At 43.3% G+C, this 20,899-nt stretch carries 19 protein-coding genes; 11 read left to right on the top strand and 8 right to left on the bottom strand.

Features of this window, described 5'->3' with window-relative positions:
* The first annotated feature begins 15 nt into the window (after positions 1-15).
* The gene (locus LA313_RS08805; protein ID WP_228914314.1) at positions 16-1,530 is read left to right on the top strand and encodes a GH3 auxin-responsive promoter family protein; all 1,515 of its coding nucleotides are present in this window, start codon (positions 16-18) and stop codon (positions 1,528-1,530) included.
* Positions 1,531-1,929: 399 nt separating this feature from the next.
* On the opposite strand, the gene hemL is transcribed toward LA313_RS08805, so the two are convergent.
* The 3 genes from hemL to LA313_RS08790 are packed head-to-tail and all read right to left on the bottom strand — an operon-like array spanning position 1,930 to position 4,972.
* Positions 1,930-3,219, bottom strand: coding sequence for a glutamate-1-semialdehyde 2,1-aminomutase (gene hemL / locus LA313_RS08800; protein ID WP_228914313.1), 1,290 nt, complete (start codon positions 3,217-3,219; stop codon positions 1,930-1,932).
* A 9-nt stretch (positions 3,220-3,228) separates the two neighbouring features.
* Positions 3,229-4,032 carry a glucosaminidase domain-containing protein gene (locus LA313_RS08795; RefSeq protein ID WP_228914312.1) on the bottom strand — a complete coding sequence of 268 codons (804 nt, stop codon included), beginning with the start codon at positions 4,030-4,032 and terminating at the stop codon, positions 3,229-3,231.
* 1 nt (position 4,033) lies between these two features.
* Positions 4,034-4,972: a 1-aminocyclopropane-1-carboxylate deaminase/D-cysteine desulfhydrase gene (locus LA313_RS08790; protein WP_228914311.1), complete on the bottom strand. Its 939-nt coding sequence runs from the start codon at positions 4,970-4,972 to the stop codon at positions 4,034-4,036.
* 197 nt (positions 4,973-5,169) lie between these two features.
* Here LA313_RS08790 and LA313_RS08785 point away from each other — a divergent pair, with 197 nt between their 5' ends.
* Positions 5,170-6,537, top strand: coding sequence for an FAD-containing oxidoreductase (locus LA313_RS08785; RefSeq protein ID WP_228914310.1), 1,368 nt, complete (start codon positions 5,170-5,172; stop codon positions 6,535-6,537).
* Between the two features lie 18 nt (positions 6,538-6,555).
* Here the strand turns inward: LA313_RS08785 and LA313_RS08780 are convergent, their stop codons facing one another.
* Positions 6,556-6,774 (bottom strand): hypothetical protein, encoded by a 219-nt coding sequence (locus tag LA313_RS08780; protein WP_326493539.1) that lies wholly within the window; start codon positions 6,772-6,774, stop codon positions 6,556-6,558.
* A 141-nt stretch (positions 6,775-6,915) separates the two neighbouring features.
* Here LA313_RS08780 and LA313_RS08775 point away from each other — a divergent pair, with 141 nt between their 5' ends.
* From LA313_RS08775 to LA313_RS08760, 4 genes are all read left to right on the top strand, one after another.
* The gene (locus tag LA313_RS08775; RefSeq protein WP_169578534.1) at positions 6,916-7,089 is read left to right on the top strand and encodes a DUF5522 domain-containing protein; all 174 of its coding nucleotides are present in this window, start codon (positions 6,916-6,918) and stop codon (positions 7,087-7,089) included.
* Positions 7,090-7,095: 6 nt separating this feature from the next.
* Entirely contained in the window at positions 7,096-9,156 is a 2,061-nt protein-coding gene (locus tag LA313_RS08770) for a urocanate hydratase (protein WP_228914308.1), read from the top strand.
* A gap of 18 nt (positions 9,157-9,174) precedes the next feature.
* Positions 9,175-9,711, top strand: a complete 537-nt coding sequence (locus tag LA313_RS08765; protein ID WP_228914307.1) for a DUF4136 domain-containing protein — start codon at positions 9,175-9,177, stop codon at positions 9,709-9,711.
* A 144-nt stretch (positions 9,712-9,855) separates the two neighbouring features.
* On the top strand, positions 9,856-11,613 hold the full coding sequence (locus LA313_RS08760) for an aromatic amino acid hydroxylase (RefSeq protein WP_228914306.1): 1,758 nt from the start codon (positions 9,856-9,858) through the stop codon (positions 11,611-11,613).
* Here LA313_RS08760 and LA313_RS08755 read toward each other — a convergent pair whose 3' ends face one another.
* The 3 genes from LA313_RS08755 to alaS all read right to left on the bottom strand — a co-directional run bounded on the left by LA313_RS08755 (position 11,614) and on the right by alaS (position 15,988).
* The gene (locus tag LA313_RS08755; protein WP_228914305.1) at positions 11,614-12,231 is read right to left on the bottom strand and encodes a DUF4230 domain-containing protein; all 618 of its coding nucleotides are present in this window, start codon (positions 12,229-12,231) and stop codon (positions 11,614-11,616) included.
* A gap of 57 nt (positions 12,232-12,288) precedes the next feature.
* Positions 12,289-13,227, bottom strand: coding sequence for a GSCFA domain-containing protein (locus LA313_RS08750; RefSeq protein ID WP_228914304.1), 939 nt, complete (start codon positions 13,225-13,227; stop codon positions 12,289-12,291).
* Positions 13,228-13,375: 148 nt separating this feature from the next.
* A complete protein-coding gene (gene alaS / locus LA313_RS08745; protein ID WP_228914303.1) occupies positions 13,376-15,988 on the bottom strand; it encodes an alanine--tRNA ligase in 2,613 nt (870 codons plus the stop codon).
* Positions 15,989-16,113: 125 nt separating this feature from the next.
* Between alaS and LA313_RS08740 the strand changes: the two genes are divergently transcribed.
* The 5 genes from LA313_RS08740 to LA313_RS08720 are packed head-to-tail and all read left to right on the top strand — an operon-like array spanning position 16,114 to position 19,261.
* Positions 16,114-17,091: a M23 family metallopeptidase gene (locus LA313_RS08740; RefSeq protein WP_228914302.1), complete on the top strand. Its 978-nt coding sequence runs from the start codon at positions 16,114-16,116 to the stop codon at positions 17,089-17,091.
* On the top strand, positions 17,091-17,423 hold the full coding sequence (locus tag LA313_RS08735) for a MerR family transcriptional regulator (RefSeq protein ID WP_228914301.1): 333 nt from the start codon (positions 17,091-17,093) through the stop codon (positions 17,421-17,423). Before LA313_RS08740 ends, LA313_RS08735 begins: the two co-directional genes overlap by 1 nt.
* A 1-nt stretch (position 17,424) precedes the next feature.
* Entirely contained in the window at positions 17,425-18,021 is a 597-nt protein-coding gene (locus tag LA313_RS08730; RefSeq protein WP_228914300.1) for a LemA family protein, read from the top strand.
* An 11-nt stretch (positions 18,022-18,032) separates the two neighbouring features.
* Positions 18,033-18,467: a TPM domain-containing protein gene (locus LA313_RS08725; protein ID WP_228914299.1), complete on the top strand. Its 435-nt coding sequence runs from the start codon at positions 18,033-18,035 to the stop codon at positions 18,465-18,467.
* Complete coding sequence (locus tag LA313_RS08720) at positions 18,467-19,261, top strand: TPM domain-containing protein (RefSeq protein WP_228914298.1); 795 nt, start codon at positions 18,467-18,469, stop codon at positions 19,259-19,261. Before LA313_RS08725 ends, LA313_RS08720 begins: the two co-directional genes overlap by 1 nt.
* Before the next feature lie 196 nt (positions 19,262-19,457).
* On the opposite strand, the gene der is transcribed toward LA313_RS08720, so the two are convergent.
* Positions 19,458-20,762 (bottom strand): ribosome biogenesis GTPase Der, encoded by a 1,305-nt coding sequence (gene der / locus LA313_RS08715; RefSeq protein ID WP_228914297.1) that lies wholly within the window; start codon positions 20,760-20,762, stop codon positions 19,458-19,460.
* Positions 20,763-20,899: the final 137 nt, after the last annotated feature.

Below are 20,899 nucleotides of genomic sequence, written 5' to 3'. Positions count from 1 at the left end.
AGATAAAAAGAAAAAATGCCAATTCCTTTAGTACATTCTGTGGCTTCCTGGTTCCTCAAGAAGCGAATCCATCAAATGGAGTTGTTTATCAAATATCCCCAGGAAGTGCAATTTGAGCTACTTAAAAAACTCATACAAAAAGCAAAAAACACAGAAGTTGGGCTGCAATATGATTTTGCTTCAATAAAGACTTACGAGGATTTTGCACAACGGGTGCCTTTACAACAATACGAAGATTTTGAGCCGCAAATAGAACGCAGCCGTCGTGGCGAAAATAATATTTTTTGGCCCACTCCCATCAAATGGTTTGCAAAGTCCAGTGGCACCACTAACGCAAAGAGCAAATTCATTCCGGTTAGTGATGAATCCCTGGAAAAATGCCACTACGCCGCAGGTAAGGATATGCTGTGCATGTACCTTAACAACAATCCGGAATCACAGTTATTTAGTGGTAAAAGCCTCAGGTTGGGCGGCAGCAAGGAACTCTATAGCAGCAACGGAACACAGTTTGGAGATCTTTCTGCTATACTGATTGATAATATGCCTTTTTGGGCAGAATACAGTAGTACCCCCAGCAACGAAATCTCCCTAATGAGCAACTGGGAGGTGAAAATGCCGGCGATAGTCAATGAAACCATTGATGAAAATGTTACCAGCCTTGCGGGTGTACCATCCTGGATGCTGGTTCTTCTCAACAATGCTTTAGAGGCTTCGGGTCGACAAAACCTTTTTGAGATATGGCCTAATCTTGAGGTCTATTTTCACGGCGGAGTAAATTTTGCGCCTTATATGGATCAATATCAAAAAATTCTGCCCTCCAGCAACTTTAGGTATTTTGAGATCTATAATGCTTCGGAAGGATTTTTCGCCATTCAGGACACTAATGATTCCAAGGAGTTACTGCTAATGCTCGATTATGGTGTCTTCTATGAATTCATCCCGATGGAGAATTTTGGTACTCCTGAAGAAAAAGTAATTCCCCTTTCTGAAGTGGAATTAGATAAGAACTATGCAGTGCTTATTACCACAAATGCAGGTCTATGGCGCTACAAGATTGGAGATACCGTACGCTTCACCTCCCTGGATCCATACCGCATTAAGATCACGGGCAGGACCAAACATCACATCAATGTGTTTGGGGAAGAACTTATTATCGAGAACGCCGAAGAAGCATTAAAAAAAGCTTCTCAACAAACCGACTGCGAAATAGTGGATTATACCGCTGCACCTGTTTTCATGCAAGGCAGGGAAAAAGGAGCGCATGAATGGATCATTGAATTCAAGACGCCTCCCGCCGATTTTAAATTTTTTGTTGAATGCCTGGACAGGCATTTGCAAAACATCAATAGCGATTATGAAGCCAAGCGCTTCAATAACATGACCCTCAATTCACCAAAGGTCCATATTGCCAGGGAAAAGCTATTTTACGACTGGCTAAAAAAGAGAGACAAACTGGGAGGACAGCATAAGATTCCGCGGCTTTCCAACAAACGTTGTTATGTTGAGGAGCTGCTGGAGATGAATGGGTAGACGTGAGATTTGAGACGTGAGATCTGAGATCTGAGATCTGAGATCTGAGAATTTAGACTTTAGAATTTCAAAACCTGATAAATTTTTGTTGTCTCCCTCTTGACAGGGCCTAAAGGGATGAACTAATTATATGCCGCTCCTCTGGAGCTCCTTTCACTATACTTACATTCTACCTATAAATATTACGCTCCTCCGGAGCTCCTGTTACCCTCTTTCCATTCTTGCTATAAAAATTACGCTCCTCCGGAGCTGATTTGTAATTAATCAAGCTCCGGAGGAGCGACATGTTTATAGAAATGTCTAAATGACTCAACAGAGCGCCGGAGGTGCGGTATATTTTAATATTATAACTAAAAACCCTTTCAGGTTTTGGAACCCTGAAAGGGTTGATTTCTTAACTTACAACTCCTTCGACACCTGGTGCACGGCTTCTATTGTAGCATCAAGATCTTTATAAGTCAAAGCATCTGTAATGAACCAGGTTTCAAAAGCACTTGGTGCGATATAGATTCCGTGATCAAGTAAACCGTGAAAGAATTTATTGAATTTCCCGTTCCCGGCAGATCTTGCTGCAGAGGCAAAATCGGTTACCGGTTCTTCTCCAAAATGAATGGAGATCATTGATCCCTTCCTGTTAATGGTGTGTGCCACCTCATTGCGGTTAAGCACATTTTTAATGCCTTTATGCAGGTAAGCGGTTTTCTCTTTTAAACGCCCGTAGATCTCATTATCGCTGTTAAGTGCCTGCAGCATTGCAAGGCCTGCAGCCATTGCCAGAGGATTTCCGCTAAGGGTTCCTGCCTGGTAAACAGGTCCTACAGGCGCAAGATAATCCATAATCTCATTTCGGGCAGCAAAAGCTCCCACGGGTAGTCCGCCGCCAATTACCTTTCCGAAGCAAACGATATCTGCGTTAACTCCGTAAAGCTCCTGTGCACCACCTTTTGCAAGACGGAAACCGGTCATTACCTCATCAAAAATAAGCAGTACATCATGTTCATCACACAGCTGGCGAAGACCTTCCAAAAATCCCTTTTTTGGGGGGATACATCCCATATTTCCAGCAACCGGTTCAAGAATAATACAGGCTACTTCCCCTTTATTTGATTCCAGCAGTTGTTTCACATTTTCGAGGTCATTAAAAGTGGCCAGCAAGGTGTCCTTAGCAGTTCCTTTGGTTACCCCGGGACTGTTAGGCGTTCCAAAAGTCACTGCCCCACTGCCCGCCTGGATCAAAAACGAATCACTATGCCCATGATAGCAGCCTGCAAACTTGATGATCTTATCACGATCCTTAAAGCCGCGGGCAAGACGTACGGCGCTCATGGTAGCCTCGGTACCCGAATTTACCATACGTATCTTGTCGATATTCGGAACCATGGAAACAGCAAGTTCGGCAATAGTGGTTTCCAGTTCTGTCGGGGTTCCAAAAGAGGTTCCCTTTCTCGCCTTTTCTACCACCGCATTAACTACCGGTTCAAAGGCATGACCTAAAATAAGAGGCCCCCAGGAGTTGATATAATCAATATACTTATTCCCGTCCTCATCATAAATATAAGCTCCTTTGGCTTCTTTAATGAAAATTGGTTCCCCGCCAACGGCAGAAAATGCCCGAACAGGGGAATTTACCCCACCGGGTATAACTTTTTTAGCTGCAGTGAACAACTCGCTGCTTCTTTTGTAGATCATAATATTGTTTTAAGGAGTCACTAGAAGAGTCTGGCCAATGCCAATATTAGTGCCTTTAAGATTATTTATTTTTTGTAACTGTTCAACGCTTAGGTTGTGCCTTTTTGCAATAGAATATAAGGTATCCCCCTGCTGTACGGTATAAGCCCGGCCTCCAGAATTGCCCGAAGTGGTCGTTTCTGTATAAACAACCACCTGTCTCGCAGGAGTATCGCCATCGTACAAATGGAGTTGATATCTTTCAATAATGCTAATGAGTTTCTCGGGGTACCGCCTGTCTGTCGCGTAACCTGCAGCTCTAAGCCCGTGGGCCCAGCCTTTGTAATCGTAGGGGTCAAGCTCAAAAAGTGCAGCATACCGTTTTCTTTCGGCAAGGAAAAGGGAATGATCCCTAAAAGAATATTTGGGATCTTTATATTTCCTGAAACATTCCTGTGACCGGTCATCATCATGATATACCTTCCCCCCGGTCCAGCCATGGCATTTTATTCCAAAATGGTTATTTGCCCTGCGGGTTAACTCCCCCTCCCCTGCACCCGATTCCAAAATGCCCTGGGCAAGGGTAATACTGGCAGGAATTTTATAAAGCTCCATCTCCTCCTGTGCCATGGGCGCATAAAGTTCAATATACCTTGCCACCTTATCCTGGTAGGTCCCGGGAGTGGGCGAAGGAAGTCTTCCCACCGGTCTCTCCCCGTTAGTCCTACGTTCTTTACTGGTGACCTCTCCCCCTTTGGAAGCTTTCTTACTTGTTCCACAGGAAACTGTGAAAGTGAGAAGTATAAGTGTAAAAATTTTAAATGTGACTTTCATACTAGGTCAAAATTGGAGGTAAATTTCTCATTTTTAACACCTTATTCATACCGGGAATTCCCTGGATTCCGCCTGTATGAATGGCTAAAATACGAGTATTTTTCAGAAAATATCCAGTCTGTGCGAGATCAAAGATACCGTACAAAAGTTTTCCTGTGTAAACAGGATCTAATTGCACCCCATACTTCCTTCGGAAGTTATTGATAAAGTTAATGAGCTTTTCATCCACTTTAGCATAACCTCCAAAATGATAATCTGGTATAATCTTCCAGTTATTTTTTTTGCTGAAGCGCTCTATTTCCGGCTTAAGAAAGTCCCCTTTTAGGGCGGGGAAGCCCAGGATTTGCTGATGCTCTTCAGAAGAATTTATTAATCCGCTGATGGTTCCTCCAGTCCCAATGGCACAACAAATAACGTCAAATTCAGCATCCTTAGGAGTTAATATTTCCTCACAGCCTTTTACAGCCAGTTCATTGGAGCCTCCTTCGGGTACAAGATAGAACTCGCCAAATTTCTCCTGCAGCTCTTTTAAAAATTCTTCGGAAACTTTTTCCCGGTAGTCACTACGGCTTACAAAATGCAACTGCATTCCGCAGGAATGAGCGAACCTAAGCGTAGCATTCTCGCGGAGTGTCTTTTCCAGGTCATTCCCAAGTTCTTCTCCCCTAATTACCCCTATTGTTTTAAAGCCCGCAAGTTTCCCTGCAGCAGCGGTGGCTGCAATATGATTGGAATACGCGCCCCCAAAAGTGAGCAGGATTTGCCTTTTTTGAGAGGCAGCTTCAGCCAGGTTGTATTTAAGTTTGCGGAATTTATTACCCGAAACCTCGGGATGCAGAAGGTCCTCCCTCTTTAGATAAATGGAAACTCCATTGACTTCAGCTATAAACTGATTGGGGATCTTGGGAGGTGCATAAAATACATTTTCTGTATTATTCATTTGGCAGGGGATAATAGTCTTTTCTATCGCTGAGTGATCTTCGGCATCCGGGTTTTTATAATCCTGGTTCAAATATTAAGAACTAATTATAAGAAAGAAAGCCCAGTTTCTCAAAAAGAATCTATAATTTCTGAAACCAACTTTTATAGTCGATTTCCTTTAGAAGAAACAAAGATGAGCAAAAGAAATACAGACAGATGAAAACATTTGATGCAATAATTATAGGCACAGGCCAGGCAGGACCTCCCCTGGCTTCCAGTCTCGCCAAAAATGGTTTTAAAACGGCGATCATTGAAAAAGATGACCTGGGCGGCACCTGCGTGAATACAGGATGTACTCCTACCAAAGCTTATGTCGCTGCTGCAAGAAGAGCATTTGTGGCAAAGAATAGCCGGGATCTGGGGATAAGTATCGAGGGTGAAGTAAAAGTAGATCTTAAAAAGATCAGGGCCCGCAAGGATGATTTGATCTCCGATTCACATGCCGGACTGCAAAAGCAGTTTGAGAATGAAGAAAACATAATTCTTATTCGCGGTAAAGCGGTCTTTGTGGACAATAATACAATTGAGGTAAACGGCGAAAAGCTTACTGCAGAAAAGATCTTTATCAATGTTGGCGCCAGGCCTAACGTCCCTAAAGATTTTAAAGACGTGAATTATTTAACCAACCGGAGTATGCTTGAACTTGAAGAGGTGCCTGCAGAGCTGGTCATTGTGGGAGGAGGATATATTGGTTTGGAATTTAGCCAGATGTTTAGCCGCTTTGGAAGTAAAGTGACCATACTGGAGCGGGGACCAAGGCTCATGAAAAAAGAAGACGAAGATATTGCCGCAGTTATAACAGAGATCCTTGAGACCAGCGGGATCAAGGTGCTACTAAATTCAGACTGCATCAAAGCCACCACAGAAAAAAGAGGCATTGAAGTATCCTATGACTGTGAAGAAGGAGCAAAAAAGATCCAAACCAACCATTTGTTGCTGGCGGTGGGAAGAGTACCTAATACAGATGGTCTGGGCCTGGAACATACGGGAGTGCAAATGGATAAACGCGGATACATTAAGGTAAATGATCAACTACAAACTTCTGTGCCCCACATTTGGGCTCTGGGGGACTGCAATGGAGAAGGAGCCTTCACCCACACCGCCTACAACGACTTTCAAATTGTAAATTCCCAGTTCTTTGAGGAAAGGAAAAGATCCCTTTCTGACCGGTTTGTTTGCTATGCCGCCTTTATTGACCCGCCACTGGCCCGGGTAGGAATGAATGAAACACAAATAAAGGAAAAGGGTATAAAAGCGAAAGTGGCAGAAATACCTATGAAACATGTGGCCAGGGCAAAGGAGAAAGGGGAGACATTAGGAAAGATGAAGGTGTTTATTGATGCAGAAAGCGAAAAGATACTTGGTGCAACATTTTTGGGAACCGGGGCAGACGAGATCATCCACACGGTCATCGACCAGATGTATGCAGGAGCTTCTTACAAAGTAATAAGAGATGCAATTCACATACATCCTACGGTAAGTGAACTTATTCCTACTATGCTTGAAGATCTGAGGGATCTCTAGTCCCAAATATCAACCCACTTAGAGGTAATGTCGAAATCCCCAGAATGATCTTTTCTCCAGGTATTTAAGGTTTTTTTCGTTGGCATAGGCTTCCCGTTCAAAACAAATCCTGTTATAGGCCTTATAGGAATCCCGGTACTTAATAAGTCTAATAAAATATTCGAAAAAGTACCAGATAAAAAAGAATATGATAAGCAGCTCCAGCTGTTGCTTGAGGTGTATTCGCTCGTGATTCATAAAAACTGAATTACGCCTTAGCTCTTTTCGCTTTATTACAATAAATGGCCAAAGGACGACGCCATCAAATTGTTTGGCAAGAATAAATTTATTTACCACCACAAACATTAGGGCAAGATAAGAAAATGCTATTTTTGTAATATGAGTTTTTTAAAGAAAAAAATTCCGCTTGAGGAAGGGGACTTCTATATTACTCCAGAAGGCTACCGCTGCTTTACCGAACAATACCACCTTAAAAGAGGATACTGCTGTGAAAGCGGCTGTCGCCACTGCCCCTACGGCTTCAATAAGAAAACCAATCAACAGAAAAAATAATTCTATATGGACTTCAAAAATGCCATTTTAGAAGGTATTCCCAACACTTTACCGACTGCGAAAAATTTTGATTCCGCAGTAAATCATGCGCCAAAACGCAAGGATATTCTCTCTTCCGAAGAGAAGAAACTGGCCTTGCGCAACGCACTTAGGTATTTTGATAAAAAGCATCACGAGGAGCTGCTTCCGGAATTTCGTCACGAACTTGAAACCTACGGAAGGATCTATATGTACCGCCTGCGCCCAGACTATGAGATGTATGCGCGTCCAATTTCTGAGTATCCCGGAAAATGTGAACAGGCAAAAGGAATCATGCTCATGATCCAGAACAACCTGGATCCTAAAGTAGCTCAGCATCCACATGAATTGATCACTTACGGCGGAAACGGGGCAGTGTTTCAAAACTGGGCGCAGTACCGGCTGGTGATGAAATATTTAGCCGAAATGACCGGGGAGCAAACACTTGTCATGAACTCGGGCCACCCGCTCGGCCTCTTTCCTTCCCATAAGGATGCCCCGCGCGTAGTGGTCACCAATGGAATGATGATCCCCAACTATTCGAAACAGGACGACTGGGAAAGATTTAATGCCCTGGGAGTAACGCAGTACGGCCAAATGACGGCAGGAAGCTATATGTACATTGGGCCACAGGGAATTGTCCATGGTACCACGATCACTGTGCTAAATGCATTACGAAAGATAGCCCGAACTTCCACTTCCCCCGATGGTACAGGTATCAAAAAAGGCAATTTGGGAGAGGGTTCTTTATTTGTGACTTCGGGGCTTGGAGGAATGAGCGGTGCCCAACCCAAAGCAGGAAATATTGCCGGCTGTATCACGGTGTGCGCCGAGGTAAATCCAAAAGCTGTTGAAACCCGTCATTCCCAGGGATGGGTCGATGAAGTCGTAGAAGACCTCGACTTACTCGTGCAAAAGGTGACAGAAGCAAAAGCGGCAGGAAAAACAATCTCTTTTGCATACCTGGGTAATGTGGTAGAGGTGTGGGAAAAGTTTGATGAAGAAAATGTGCAAATTGATCTGGGCAGCGATCAGACTTCTCTCCATAATCCCTGGGCGGGTGGCTATTATCCCGTAGGTCTAAGCCTGGAAGAAGCCAATGAGATGATGAGCAAAGATCCCGAACGCTTTAAAGAAAAAGTGCGGGAAAGCCTTCGCAGACAAACTGATGCGATCAATTGCCACACAAAAAAGGGAACTTATTTCTTTGATTATGGAAACGCCTTTTTACTTGAAGCTTCAAGAGCAGGCGCAAAGATATACAGAGACGGGAAAGGCAATTTTGTAAGTGGAACTTCAGCCGGAGAAGAAAAGGATTTTGCTTATCCAAGTTACGTGCAGGATATCATGGGCCCTATGTGCTTTGATCTGGGATTTGGACCATTCCGCTGGGTGTGTGCTTCGGGAAAAGAGGAAGACCTGGAAAGGACCGATGCTATTGCCCGCGAGATGCTTAAGAAATTAAAACAAGAGGCTCCTGATGAAATCCAGCAGCAAATGCAGGACAATATTAAATGGATCGAAGGAGCAAGAGCCAACAAACTGGTGGTGGGCTCCCAGGCTCGCATACTTTATGCCGATGCCCAGGGCCGCATCGAAATTGCAAAAGCTTTTAATAAGGCTATTGAAAAAGGGGAAATTGGAATAGTGATTTTAGGAAGGGATCATCATGACGTGTCGGGAACAGATTCTCCTTATCGCGAAACCTCCAACATCTATGACGGTTCCCGCTTCACGGCCGATATGGCCATTCAAAATGTAATTGGCGACAGCTTTAGAGGAGCCACCTGGGTGAGTATTCACAATGGCGGAGGTGTAGGCTGGGGAGAGGTGATCAACGGCGGGTTCGGTATGGTTCTTGAGGGTAATAAGGAGTCGGAGAGGCGACTCAACGCTATGTTATTCTGGGATGTAAACAACGGGATCGCTCGTAGATCCTGGGCTCGTAATGAAGGAGCTATCTTTGCAATTAAACGGGCTATGGAAACAGAACCGCGTTTAAAGGTTACACTTCCAAACATGGTCGATGACAGTCTCCTGGACACTTAACCTTAAAACCATATTAGTATGAGAGCTATTAAAATTACTTCGGTACTTCTTCTGATGGTACTGGTTATGACTTCTTGTAATAGCGTGCGTGTAGCGACAGATTACGACAAAGAAGCCAATTTTGCACAGTACCAAACTTATGCCTTCTTTAAACCTGGAATTGACAAAGCAGAAATTTCTGATCTTGACAAGAAGAGGATTTTAAGAGCCATAGATGACGAAATGCAGGAAAAAGGTTTTACCAAATCTGATAATCCAGATATGCTGGTGAGCATTTTCACGAAGACAAAAGAAAATATAAATATTTATAACAATCCTTATGGCTATGGATATGGTTGGGGTTGGCATCCATGGTACTGGGGTGCAGGTCATAACACCATCAATTCCACTACCGAAGGTACTCTTTATATAGACCTTGTAGATGCAGAAAAGAAAGAATTAGTGTGGCAGGGAATGGGTACTGCAGCCCTTTCCAGTAAAGTTGATCGAAAACAGGAGAGGATAAATGAGATTGTAGAAGAAATTCTGGAAAAATACCCTCCTTCTCTTAATTAATACTGAAGTCCCCCTTTTTAAAAGCCACTATAGTGAAAACCGTAGCGGCTTTTTTTGTTTTTGCAAAGCTTACTTCATTGAAAATCAAAATATTGCATCATCAATATTTTTGTATCTTTAATTTCTGTCATTTTTGATACAATCATGGAACAAAAATTTGAATCGAACGAAATTATTGACCGGCTTCCGGCACACCTGAAGCAATTCATAAAACCTCAGAATTACGAGGACTACACTCCTATAAATCAGGCGGTGTGGAGATACGTAATGCGCAAGAATGTGGATTACCTTAGCAGGGTTGCTCACTCTTCCTATCTGGATGGACTTAAACAAACGGGAATTTCCATTGACCACATCCCCAACATGTATGGGATGAACAGGATCCTAAAGGAAATTGGCTGGGCTGCAGTAGCGGTTGACGGTTTTATACCGCCTGCGGCATTTATGGAATTTCAGGCATTCAATGTTTTGGTGATTGCAAGTGACATAAGACAACTTGAACATATAGAATATACCCCGGCACCCGATATTATCCATGAAGGTGCAGGCCATGCACCCATCATTGCCAACCCCGAATATGCAGAATACCTGCGCCGGTTTGGAGAAATTGGTTGTAAGGCGATCTCCAGCGCAAAAGATTACGAGATCTACGAAGCTATAAGGCACCTCTCTATCATTAAAGAAGCCGAAGATACTCCCGAAGAAGAAATCGCAGCCGCCGAAAAAAGAGTTGAGGAGCTACAAAATGACCAGCGGGAGCAAAGCGAAATGGCTCAAATAAGAAATCTACACTGGTGGACAGTGGAATACGGTTTGATAGGAACCCCCGAAAATCCGAGGATCTATGGGGCCGGCCTCCTTTCCTCCATTGGGGAGAGCACCTGGTGCATGACCGATAAAGTAAAAAAGATACCTTACACCATAGAAGCAGCTCAACAGGAATTTGATATTACAAAACCTCAGCCCCAGCTGTATGTGACACCAGATTTTGCCCACCTAAGCCTTATCCTGGAAGAGTTTGCCAACAAAATGGCACTCCGCGTTGGCGGATTGGAAGGCTTACAAAAGCTAATCCATTCAAAAAACATAGGTACGATAGAACTTAGTACCGGGATCCAGATTTCCGGAAAATTCACCCGGGTAATCGAAGAAAACGGAAAGCCGGTATATTTCCAAACTACGGGAGAAACTGCCCTTGCTTCAAGAGAGAAAGAGTTAGTTGGCCACGGCATAGAGAATCATCCCGATGGTTTTGGATCTCCCGTGGGAAGATTAAAAGGTATAAACCTCGCCATTGAAGATATGAGCCCCCGCGACCTTCGCGCCTATGACATTTATGAAGGAGAGCAGGTGAATTTCGAATTTGAAGGCGGCATCACAGTCAAAGGTGAGATCATCACAGGAACCAGGAATTTACAGGGAAAGGTGATCTTAATAAGTTTAAAGAACTGCACCGTCACCTGGAAAGACGAAGTACTTTTTAAACCTGAATGGGGGAATTATGATATGGCGATAGGAAAAGAAGTGATATCAGCTTTTGCAGGACCTGCAGATGCAAAATCTTTTGACCTTATCACCCACACCCCTTCTTCCACCACCATCAAGAGCAAAAAAACACCTGAGCGCGAAGAACTGGAATCCCTGTATAAATCGGTAAGAAATATCAGGCAGGGAGAAAACACAAAGTTTTCATTGGACGCTGCTTTTGATCTCGTGAAAAAATATCATCCTAAAGACTGGCTGCTTTCAGTCGAGATCTTCGAATTGACAAGCGGTAAAGATGAGAAACTGGCTTCAAAGGTGTTGGAGCATCTGGAAGACGTAAAACATCGAAGACCCGAAGTAGCACATTTAATTGATAATGGAATTGGGCTCGTAAAACCCGAACTGGTTACAGGATAATTACAGCTTAAGTTCCTGCATTCCTTCCATGGAAGTTCCAAACTCCTGTTCATTATAGGTAAGGGTCCAGCCAAGGGTATTGGTAAGGATATATATCTTTTGCAGTTCGCTAATGAGCCGGTTCTCTGCATTAGATTTTAGGGAAGATTTCTCCACCTTTTCCCGTATGGATTTATTTATCCGGGTCTTGATCTTATTATAATCGGCCGCTGTGAATTGATTGAGGTAGTCCTGGGTGATGTCGTAATATTTAATATCTGGATAGATATTGATTTCCTCTTTGGGAATGTACTTGATATGCACCGTTTTATTCTCCACATCCACCTCGGTTTGTAGTTTACTCAGGTCATAAGCAACTGTAGCCTTGGCATTGACAATAATAAGCGCCCTTTTGCGCGCCGGGAGCACATCAAAGAACCTTTTTTCAGTATCCTTGTAGGTGTAGACCTGTGCAAAAGTACCTTCGGTCACTACCAGTTTCCCCACATTTTTGATCTGCTGCTGTATCAACGCAGTGCTCTCTTCCAGGCGGTCGCGTTCGGCATCCCGGTTTTCACAATAACGAAAGGTCAAAAAGATGATCAACACGACAAGGGCACCAAGAAAATATTTCTTCATGTTCTAAAAATACGAATTAGAAAAAGGGTTTATTTGAAGAAAATGTGAAGATTTACTTCAAAATTTAATTTCAGGATATTCTTTTTCAAGTTTTTCCATCTTTTGCTGAAGATCTCTGCGGAATTTTTGATGTGCTTCGGAAGCTTCATTAAATGGCCGGTGTGAAAGCCCTTTTTTAATGGTATCCACTCTCTTCATTACTTCGGAAGCTTCTAAAGCTATCCATGCCTCCTTAAATTTCTCCCAGATGTAATCGATAGCCACCTTATTTGGGTGTACCATGTCTTCTGCATAGAAACGGTAATCCCGAAGTTCATCCATCATAATCTCATAGGAGGGAAAGTAAGCACAGTGATCTTTAGAAGCAACAATTTCCTGAATCGCTGTGATCAACTTGGCCTTGCTTAGCTGATTTTCCACAAACCCATCTTTTAAATGCCTCACAGGAGAGACCGTAAAAATGACCTTTGCTTTTGGATTCATTTCCTTCACAATTGCTGCTGTCTCAAAAAGGGCATTTTGAGCCTCTGTTATTTCTTTGCTGAAGTTTGACTGCGGGACCTTATGGCAATTAGCAACCATTTCTCCAGATTCTTTAAGCCTGTAGCCCCAGGCCGTGCCTGGTGTAATGATAACATGAGTAGTGGACCGTAGAAAGCCTGCTGTTTCCTCCACAGCAGCATTCAGCTTGTTGAGGATCTCCTGTTTTTCTACCGAATTAAGATCGGAATGGGCTTCATAACTGTGCCAGGCTTCATTGTGGTAAAAAATGTCGGCTTCTGTAAAAGTGTGTTGAGATTTTACCCTTTTCAGGAAGTTATGGATGGCTGCGGGATGAAATAAAATTCCAAAGGGATTGAGCAGGTTTGGGAAGTTAAAATAATCCAGTTTCTTCCCAATATTTTCGACAAAACAAGAGCCCAAAAGCAGCACTTTTGAAGAGTAACCAATTTTTGGTTCCTGAGGCACTATGGGAACTAGAGTACGAAATTCCATCTTTTTGATTTCGGTGACCTGCAAGGTTTCCAAAACCTTGTAGGTCTTTTTTACAATAAAACCTTCAAGGTCTGGAAAAGACCTTGTAGGCTAGGTATGATTAAAACCCTTTTAAAGTTTGCAACCCTGAAAGGGTTGATTTCATATCTTATTTCACGAACTCCTCTGCTTTTTGCAGCGCCTCGTTAAGTCCTGCAGGATTCTTACCTCCGGCAGTTGCGTAGAAAGGTTGTCCGCCGCCGCCGCCCTGTATGTACCGGCCTAATTCTTTCACTACTTTTCCGGCATTTAGTCCTTTTTCCTCTACCAGGTTTTTGGAAATATAACAGGAAAGCATTGCTTTTTCGTCCTGTTGCGCTCCAAAAAGAAGGAATAGATTCTCCATTTCATCTCCTAACTGGAAGGAAAGATCTTTGATCCCGCCCATATCCAGATCCACTTTTTGAGCTAAAAAGTTCACTCCGTTGATCTCTTTGATCTGGCTTTTTAGATCTCCTTTAAGGTTCTTAGCCTTATCGCGAAGCAGGGATTCAATCTGTTTCTTCAATTCGGCATTTTCTTCCTGCAGGTTCACCACAGCCTTTACGGGATCCTGAGCATTCTTAAGCACTGCTTTGATCTCGTTGAAGGTCTGGGTCTGTGCAGTAAAGTATTCTTTGGCAGCTTCATTGGTGATCGCTTCAATTCTTCGAATTCCTGATGCCACAGCACCTTCAGAAATAATCTTAAAGTGCCAGATGTCTGAAGTGTTTCCAACGTGGGTTCCTCCACATAGTTCCATGGATTTTCCAAAGCGAACAGCACGCACCTTGTCCCCATATTTCTCTCCAAAAAGAGCAATTGCACCGTCATCTATGGCTTCCTGATAGGTCATCTCCCTGTTGTCAACAAGCGGAAGTTTCTCTGCAATTCTTGAATTTACAAATTCTTCAATTTGCTGTAATTCTTCTGCACTCACTTTACTGAAGTGGGAAAAATCGAATCTCAAATAATCACTCTGCACCATAGAACCCTTTTGCTCCACATGAGTTCCCAGGATGCTCCTTAAAGCCTGATGCAATAAATGGGTAGCACTGTGATTAGCCGCAGTACGAGCACGTTGGGCAGCATTTACCTTTGCGGTGAAAGTTCCTGAAACATCTTCGGGCAATTCTTTTGTGAGGTGAATGATAAGGTTGTTCTCCTTACGGGTGTCTAAAATGTAAATTACGGCACCATTTTTTGCCTCAAGAACTCCCCTGTCCCCTACCTGACCTCCACCTTCAGGATAAAAAGGTGTCCTGCTGAAGACCAGCTGGTACAACTCACCTTCTTTTTGGGATTCCACCTTGCGGTAACGCAAGATCTCCACTTCGGCTTCCAGACTATCATAGCCCACAAAACCTTCAGTTTCTGCATCCTTCACCACCTGCCAGTCCCCTGAAGTTACTTTTGATGCATTCCGGGAGCGGTCTTTTTGCTTTTGAAGTTCTGCCTCAAATCCTTTTTGATCAAGACTATATCCCTTTTCACTTAAGATAAGCGCAGTTAGGTCAATTGGAAATCCGTAGGTATCGTATAGTTCAAAAGCCTTTTTTCCTGAAACATTCTTGTCTTTGCTCTCTTCCATGATTTGATCCAGCATCACAAGACCCTGATCCAGGGTGCGTAAAAAGGAATTTTCTTCTTCTCTTATGACATTCGTGATCAAATTTTGCTGAGAACGCAGCTCGGGGAAAGCTTCTCCCATTTGAGAGGCAAGGGTTTCAACCAGCTTATAAACAAATGGCTCCTTTTGATTTAGGAATGTAAAGCCATAACGTATCGCTCTGCGAAGGATACGTCGGATCACATATCCTGCCCCGCCACTGCCGGGCAACTGCCCGTCTGCAATAGCAAAAGCAACTGCCCGCACGTGATCTGCTATTACACGAATCGCTATATCAATTTCCTCATCTTTTTCATATTCCGAAGCAGTGATCTCGCTGATCTTTTTGATAAGCGGGGTAAAAACGTCGGTATCGTAATTTGATTTTACTCCCTGCAGTGCCATACATAAACGCTCGAAACCCATCCCGGTGTCCACATGGCTCTCGGGTAGTTTTTCAAGGGAACCATCGGCTTTTCTGTTAAACTGAATAAAAACCAGGTTCCAGATCTCCACTACCAGTGGGTGATCATTATTTACAAGATCTCTTCCGGGTGTTTTCGCCTTCTCTTCAGCCGAACGGAGGTCGATATGAATTTCAGAAGAAGGTCCGCAAGGTCCCTGGTCACCCATTTCCCAGAAATTGTCTTTTTTGTTTCCGTAGATGATCCGATCTTCGGGCACTATTTGTTTCCATAGATCCAATGCCTCTTTATCAAGTGGCAGGTCCTCTTCGGGACTGCCTTCAAAAACCGAAACGTAAAGATCTTCTTTGTTAAGCTTGTAAACTTCAGTGAGTAGTTCCCAGGCCCAGGTAATTGCTTCCTTTTTGAAATAATCTCCGAAGCTCCAGTTCCCAAGCATCTCGAACATGGTATGGTGGTAGGTATCTTTTCCTACTTCCTCCAGGTCATTGTGTTTTCCGCTCACGCGAAGGCATTTTTGAGTATCGGTGATTCTCCTGCTGGCGGGTGTCCCATTGCCCAGGAAGTACTCCTTGAACTGGTTCATCCCTGCATTGGTGAACATTAGGGTTGGATCATCCTTCACCACCATGGGTGCAGATGAAACAATGGTATGGGACTTACTTTGGAAAAATTCGAGGAATTTAGAACGTATCTCCTGGGATCTCATGAAAAGTTAAAATTTTTATATTATGCTTTCGGGAAAACAATTTTTATCTTTGTTCGTTTCTCAAGCTGATTGTTGCACTGTTTTTGCAACATAATAGGTAACGCAAAAATAGAATAATTTAACTTATGTCTAAGGTTAAATATTATTACGACAGTGAGACGCTTTCTTATAAAAAGATAGAGCGCAAGAAGAGCCGTAGGTGGGGAATTGCTGCTCTTAGTGTACTTGGAGCCTTTCTCGCAGGCTTTATATTACTGGTCATTTACCTCAACATTCCGCAGCTCGAAACCCCGAAGGAAAAAGCGCTTACCAGGGAACTTGAGAATATGAAACTTCAATATAGCCTGCTCAACCGAAAAATGGAGCAGGTTGAAAATGTCCTGGCTAACGTTGAAGATAGGGACAATAATATTTACCGACTCTATTTTGAGGCCAACCCAATCCCCGAAGAGCAGCGTCTTGCAGGATTTGGAGGTATCAACCGCTATAAAGATCTGGAAGGTTTCGACAATTCCAAGCTGATCGTGGACAGCCATAAAAAGCTGGACATGCTTACAAAAAGACTGGTTGTCCAGTCGCGTTCTTTGGATGAAATTGTAGAACTCGCCAATGATAAGGAGAATCTACTTGCTTCCATCCCGGCAATTATGCCGGTTAAGAATGAGAACCTTAAAAGAATGGCTTCGGGTTATGGCTGGAGAACAGATCCTTTTACCAAGGTGAGAAAATTTCATTACGGTATGGATTTCACTGCACCTCGTGGCACCCCCGTCTATGCAACAGGTGATGGCGTGGTGGAACGTGCAGATAACCGCTCCAGCGGTTACGGGAATCACATTAGAATAAATCATGGTTATGGCTATGTTAGTCTCTATGCGCATTTATATAAATACAATGTACGAAAAGGAAACAAAGTCCAGCGGGGAGACCTTATTGGCTTTGTAGGAAGCACCGGGCGTTCCCAGGCTCCTCACCTCCACTATGAGATCTTTAAGGATGATGAGAAGATCAATCCTATCAATTTCTACTACGGCCATCTTTCTCCTACAGAATATGATGAGATCCTGGAACAGGCACAACTTGAAAATCAATCCCTGGATTAATGCATGTAGACCTGCCCGATAAACTTTATTACTCTATAGGAGAAGTAGCCACAGCTTTTAGTGTCAATGCTTCTTTAATAAGGTTCTGGGAAAAGGAGTTTGACGTGATCAAACCCAAGAAGAACGCCAAAGGCAATCGCAAGTTTACACGTGAGGATATTAAGAACCTGGAATTGATCTATCACCTGGTTAAGGAAAGAGGGTTTACCCTGGAAGGTGCTAAAATCCACCTAAAGGAGGAGAAAAGCCGGAAAACATTATCTAACTTTGAAATTATTCGAAAGCTGGAAAATATAAAATCCACACTTACCAATTTAAAAAAGGAACTATAACATGAAAAAATGGCTTGTACCCGTATTGATCATAGGAGCAATACTATTGGGAATTTATTTATTAACTGTGGGTAAATACAATACTGCTGTAGAAAGACAGGAGAATGCAAAAACTGCATGGTCACAGGTAGAGAGTGCTTACCAACGCCGGAGTGATCTTATTCCAAACCTGGTGAACACTGTAAAAGGAGCTGCAGATTTTGAAAGAGGAACCCTTACAGATGTTATAGAAGCCCGCGCAAATGCGACCTCCGTCCAAATCGATGCAGATAATTTGACCCAGGAACAACTGCAGCAATTTCAACAGGCCCAGGGACAGGTATCTTCTGCTTTGTCCAGGTTACTGGTTACCGTTGAAAGATATCCGGAACTACGTGCAACGTCAAACTTCCAGCAGTTACAGTCCCAGCTTGAAGGTACAGAGAACAGGATCAATGTAGAAAGGAACAGGTATAACCAGGAGGTGAGGGATTATAATACTTATATTCGAAAATTCCCAAACAACGTTATTGTTGGCATGTATGGATTTGACAGGATGCCGCTTTATGAAGCAGATCCAGGATCAGAAGACGCCCCCGATGTAGATTTCGACTTTTAAAACTTTCAAAAATGTCAAAAATAGAAGAATTTCTTAACGAAGAACAGGAAGCCGAAGTGGTAGCAGCCATAAGAAAGGCAGAGAGTCATACTTCTGGAGAAATTCGTGTGCATATTGAGAAGACCAGTAATGGAAATATTTGGGATCGTGCCATGGAGGTTTTTCATTTACTAAAGATGGATAACACCAAAGAAGATAATGGGGTGCTCATTTACGTTGCAATTGATGACCGCCAGTTTGTGATCTACGGCGACAAAGGCATCAACAAGGTCGTGCCAAAGGATTTTTGGGAGACTACTAAAGATGCTATTGCCTCCAGTTTCAAAAAAGGGGATTTTAAACAGGGACTTATTGACGGGATCTTAATAGCTGGAAAAGAACTACAGGAACATTTTCCATGGAGCGAAGGTGATAAGAATGAACTTTCGAATAAAATATCCACATAATGAATAATTTACTTCGGAATTCTCTTTTTTTAATACTTTTAATTTGCTTCAGTTTTACTGCCAGTGCACAAAGGGATATCCCACCAAAGCCTTCTCTGGCAACGAGTGTCTATGATGAAGCCGATGTACTCACGCCTCAGGAAGAACAGGCGCTGGAACGAAAGCTTATCAATTACGCCGACACCACCTCCACCCAAATAGTTATAGCTACAATTGAGAGCCTCCAGGGGGAAGAGATCGCTACCTATGCAACCGAATGGGCCCACGAGTGGGGTGTGGGGCAGGAAAAAGAAGATAACGGAATCTTCATCCTCCTATCTGAAGGAGATCGATTAATACAGATACAAACTGGTTACGGGATAGAACCCTATCTTACCGATGCCCTTTCATACGAGATCGTGCAGAACATCATTCTGCCGCGATTTAGGGAGGGAAATTACTACGCAGGCCTTGATGTGGGAACAAGTGCTATTTTCCAGGTCCTAAACGGAACTTATGAAGGTTCAAGACCAGCTTCGGGCGAAGGGTCTTCCTCACGCTTTATCATTCTTGCCCTCATCTTCATTGTTTTTCTTGTCATCCTTAGCTCCCGAAATAAAAGAGGCGGCGGCCGTGGCGGATATCGTCGTGGCGGCGGACTCCTTGACATCCTGGTGCTAAGCAGCCTTGGTCGCGGCGGATTCGGCGGCGGCAGCTTTGGTGGTGGAGGCGGAGGCTTTGGCGGTGGCGGAGGCTTCGGAGGAGGTTTCGGCGGCGGCGGCTTTGGCGGCGGCGGTGCCGGAGGTGGATGGTAGTCCTAAAGTAGGCAGTATTCAGTATTTCAGTTGGCAGTTTTTATGAGCAGTCTCGAAAATATCAATTCAATTCCCGGGCACTGATTCCCCTATTTAATTGGTTTCTGACAAAAATAGATTGAAAAAAATAAATGCTGCTACCTTAAGTAACAGCATTCATTCGACTTTCATAAAGGCTTAAAGCTACACCTTTACCTTATTTTTTTCTAAAGTAGACTGAAACAGGCACACCTGTGAAGTCAAATTTCTCTCTCAATTTATTCTCAAGGAATCTCTTATAAGGATCTTTTACATACTGTGGTAGATTACAGAAGAAAGCGAATTGTGGCTGCGGGGTAGGCAATTGCATACAGAACTTGATCTTCACGTATTTCCCCTTATAAGCCGGCGGTGGATATGATTCCATGATAGGAAGCATCACCTCATTAAGTTCGCTGGTTTTGATCTTTTTGCTCCTGTTTTTATAAACTTCCACAGCAGTTTCTATCGCTTTGAAAATTCGTTGTTTTGTGAGCACCGAAATGAAAACAATCGGCACATCTGTGAAAGGTTCCATTTCAAGACGAATTTTGGCCTCGTATTCTTTCATGGTGTTGGTCTCCTTTTCCAGGAGATCCCATTTATTCACAAGTATCACAATACCTTTCCTGTTACGCTGGGCCAGCCAGAAGATATTCTGCACCTGTCCATCGAACCCACGGGTAGCATCCATCACGATCAAACAAACATCGCAATGTTCTATAGCTCGTACAGAACGCATCACAGAGTAGAACTCCAGGTCTTCTTTAACCTTGGACTTGCGGCGTATACCGGCAGTATCCACAAGGTTAAATTCAAAACCAAAACGATTGTATTTGGTATCGATCGAATCCCGGGTAGTTCCGGCAATATCTGTCACTATGTATCGATCTTCCCCAATCAATGCATTAATAAAAGAAGATTTTCCTGCATTGGGACGACCAACCACTGCAAAACGTGGTAATTCGGCTTCTTCGGGACGTGTATCTTCAGGAAGAGCTTCTACCAAAGCATCCAACAATTCCCCCGTACCACTACCGCTGGTACTGGCAATTGGAAAATATTCCCCTAATCCAAGGGAATAGAATTCTACTGCGTTTTCTAATCTTTTTCCATTATCCACCTTGTTTACAGCAAGGAAAACAGGTTTATTTACTTTCCGCAGGAGCTGCGCTACATCTTCGTCCATAGGTGTAACCCCAGTTTCCACATCAACCATAAAAATGATAGCATCGGCCTCTCCAATGGCAAGTTCTACCTGCTTATCAATTTCGGCTTCAAAAACATCATCACTTCCCAGGATATATCCCCCGGTATCAATTACTGAAAAATAACGGCCATTCCAGTCGGTTTTTCCGTAGTGACGATCACGGGTTACTCCGCTCACTGAGTCTACGATGGCTTCCCGGCGCTGGATCAACCGGTTAAAAAATGTGGATTTACCAACGTTAGGCCTACCTACAATGGCTACTATACTGCTCATAATAAAATTTTCTTAATAAGGCTGCAAAATTAGGGCATTTAAAACAATTGCCCGGCACATATACCTGCCTAATTTTCAGGAATAACAGAGATAAATGTTTTTTAAATTTTGCAAAAAATAAAATGTGGTCGAGATTG

This window comes from Salinimicrobium sediminilitoris (genome assembly GCF_020866905.1).
In the GTDB taxonomy this organism is placed as follows: Bacteria; Bacteroidota; Bacteroidia; order Flavobacteriales; family Flavobacteriaceae; genus Salinimicrobium; species Salinimicrobium sediminilitoris.
The sequence above is the reverse complement of the archived record's forward strand: the minus strand, read 5'-3'. Positions and strand labels throughout refer to the sequence as shown.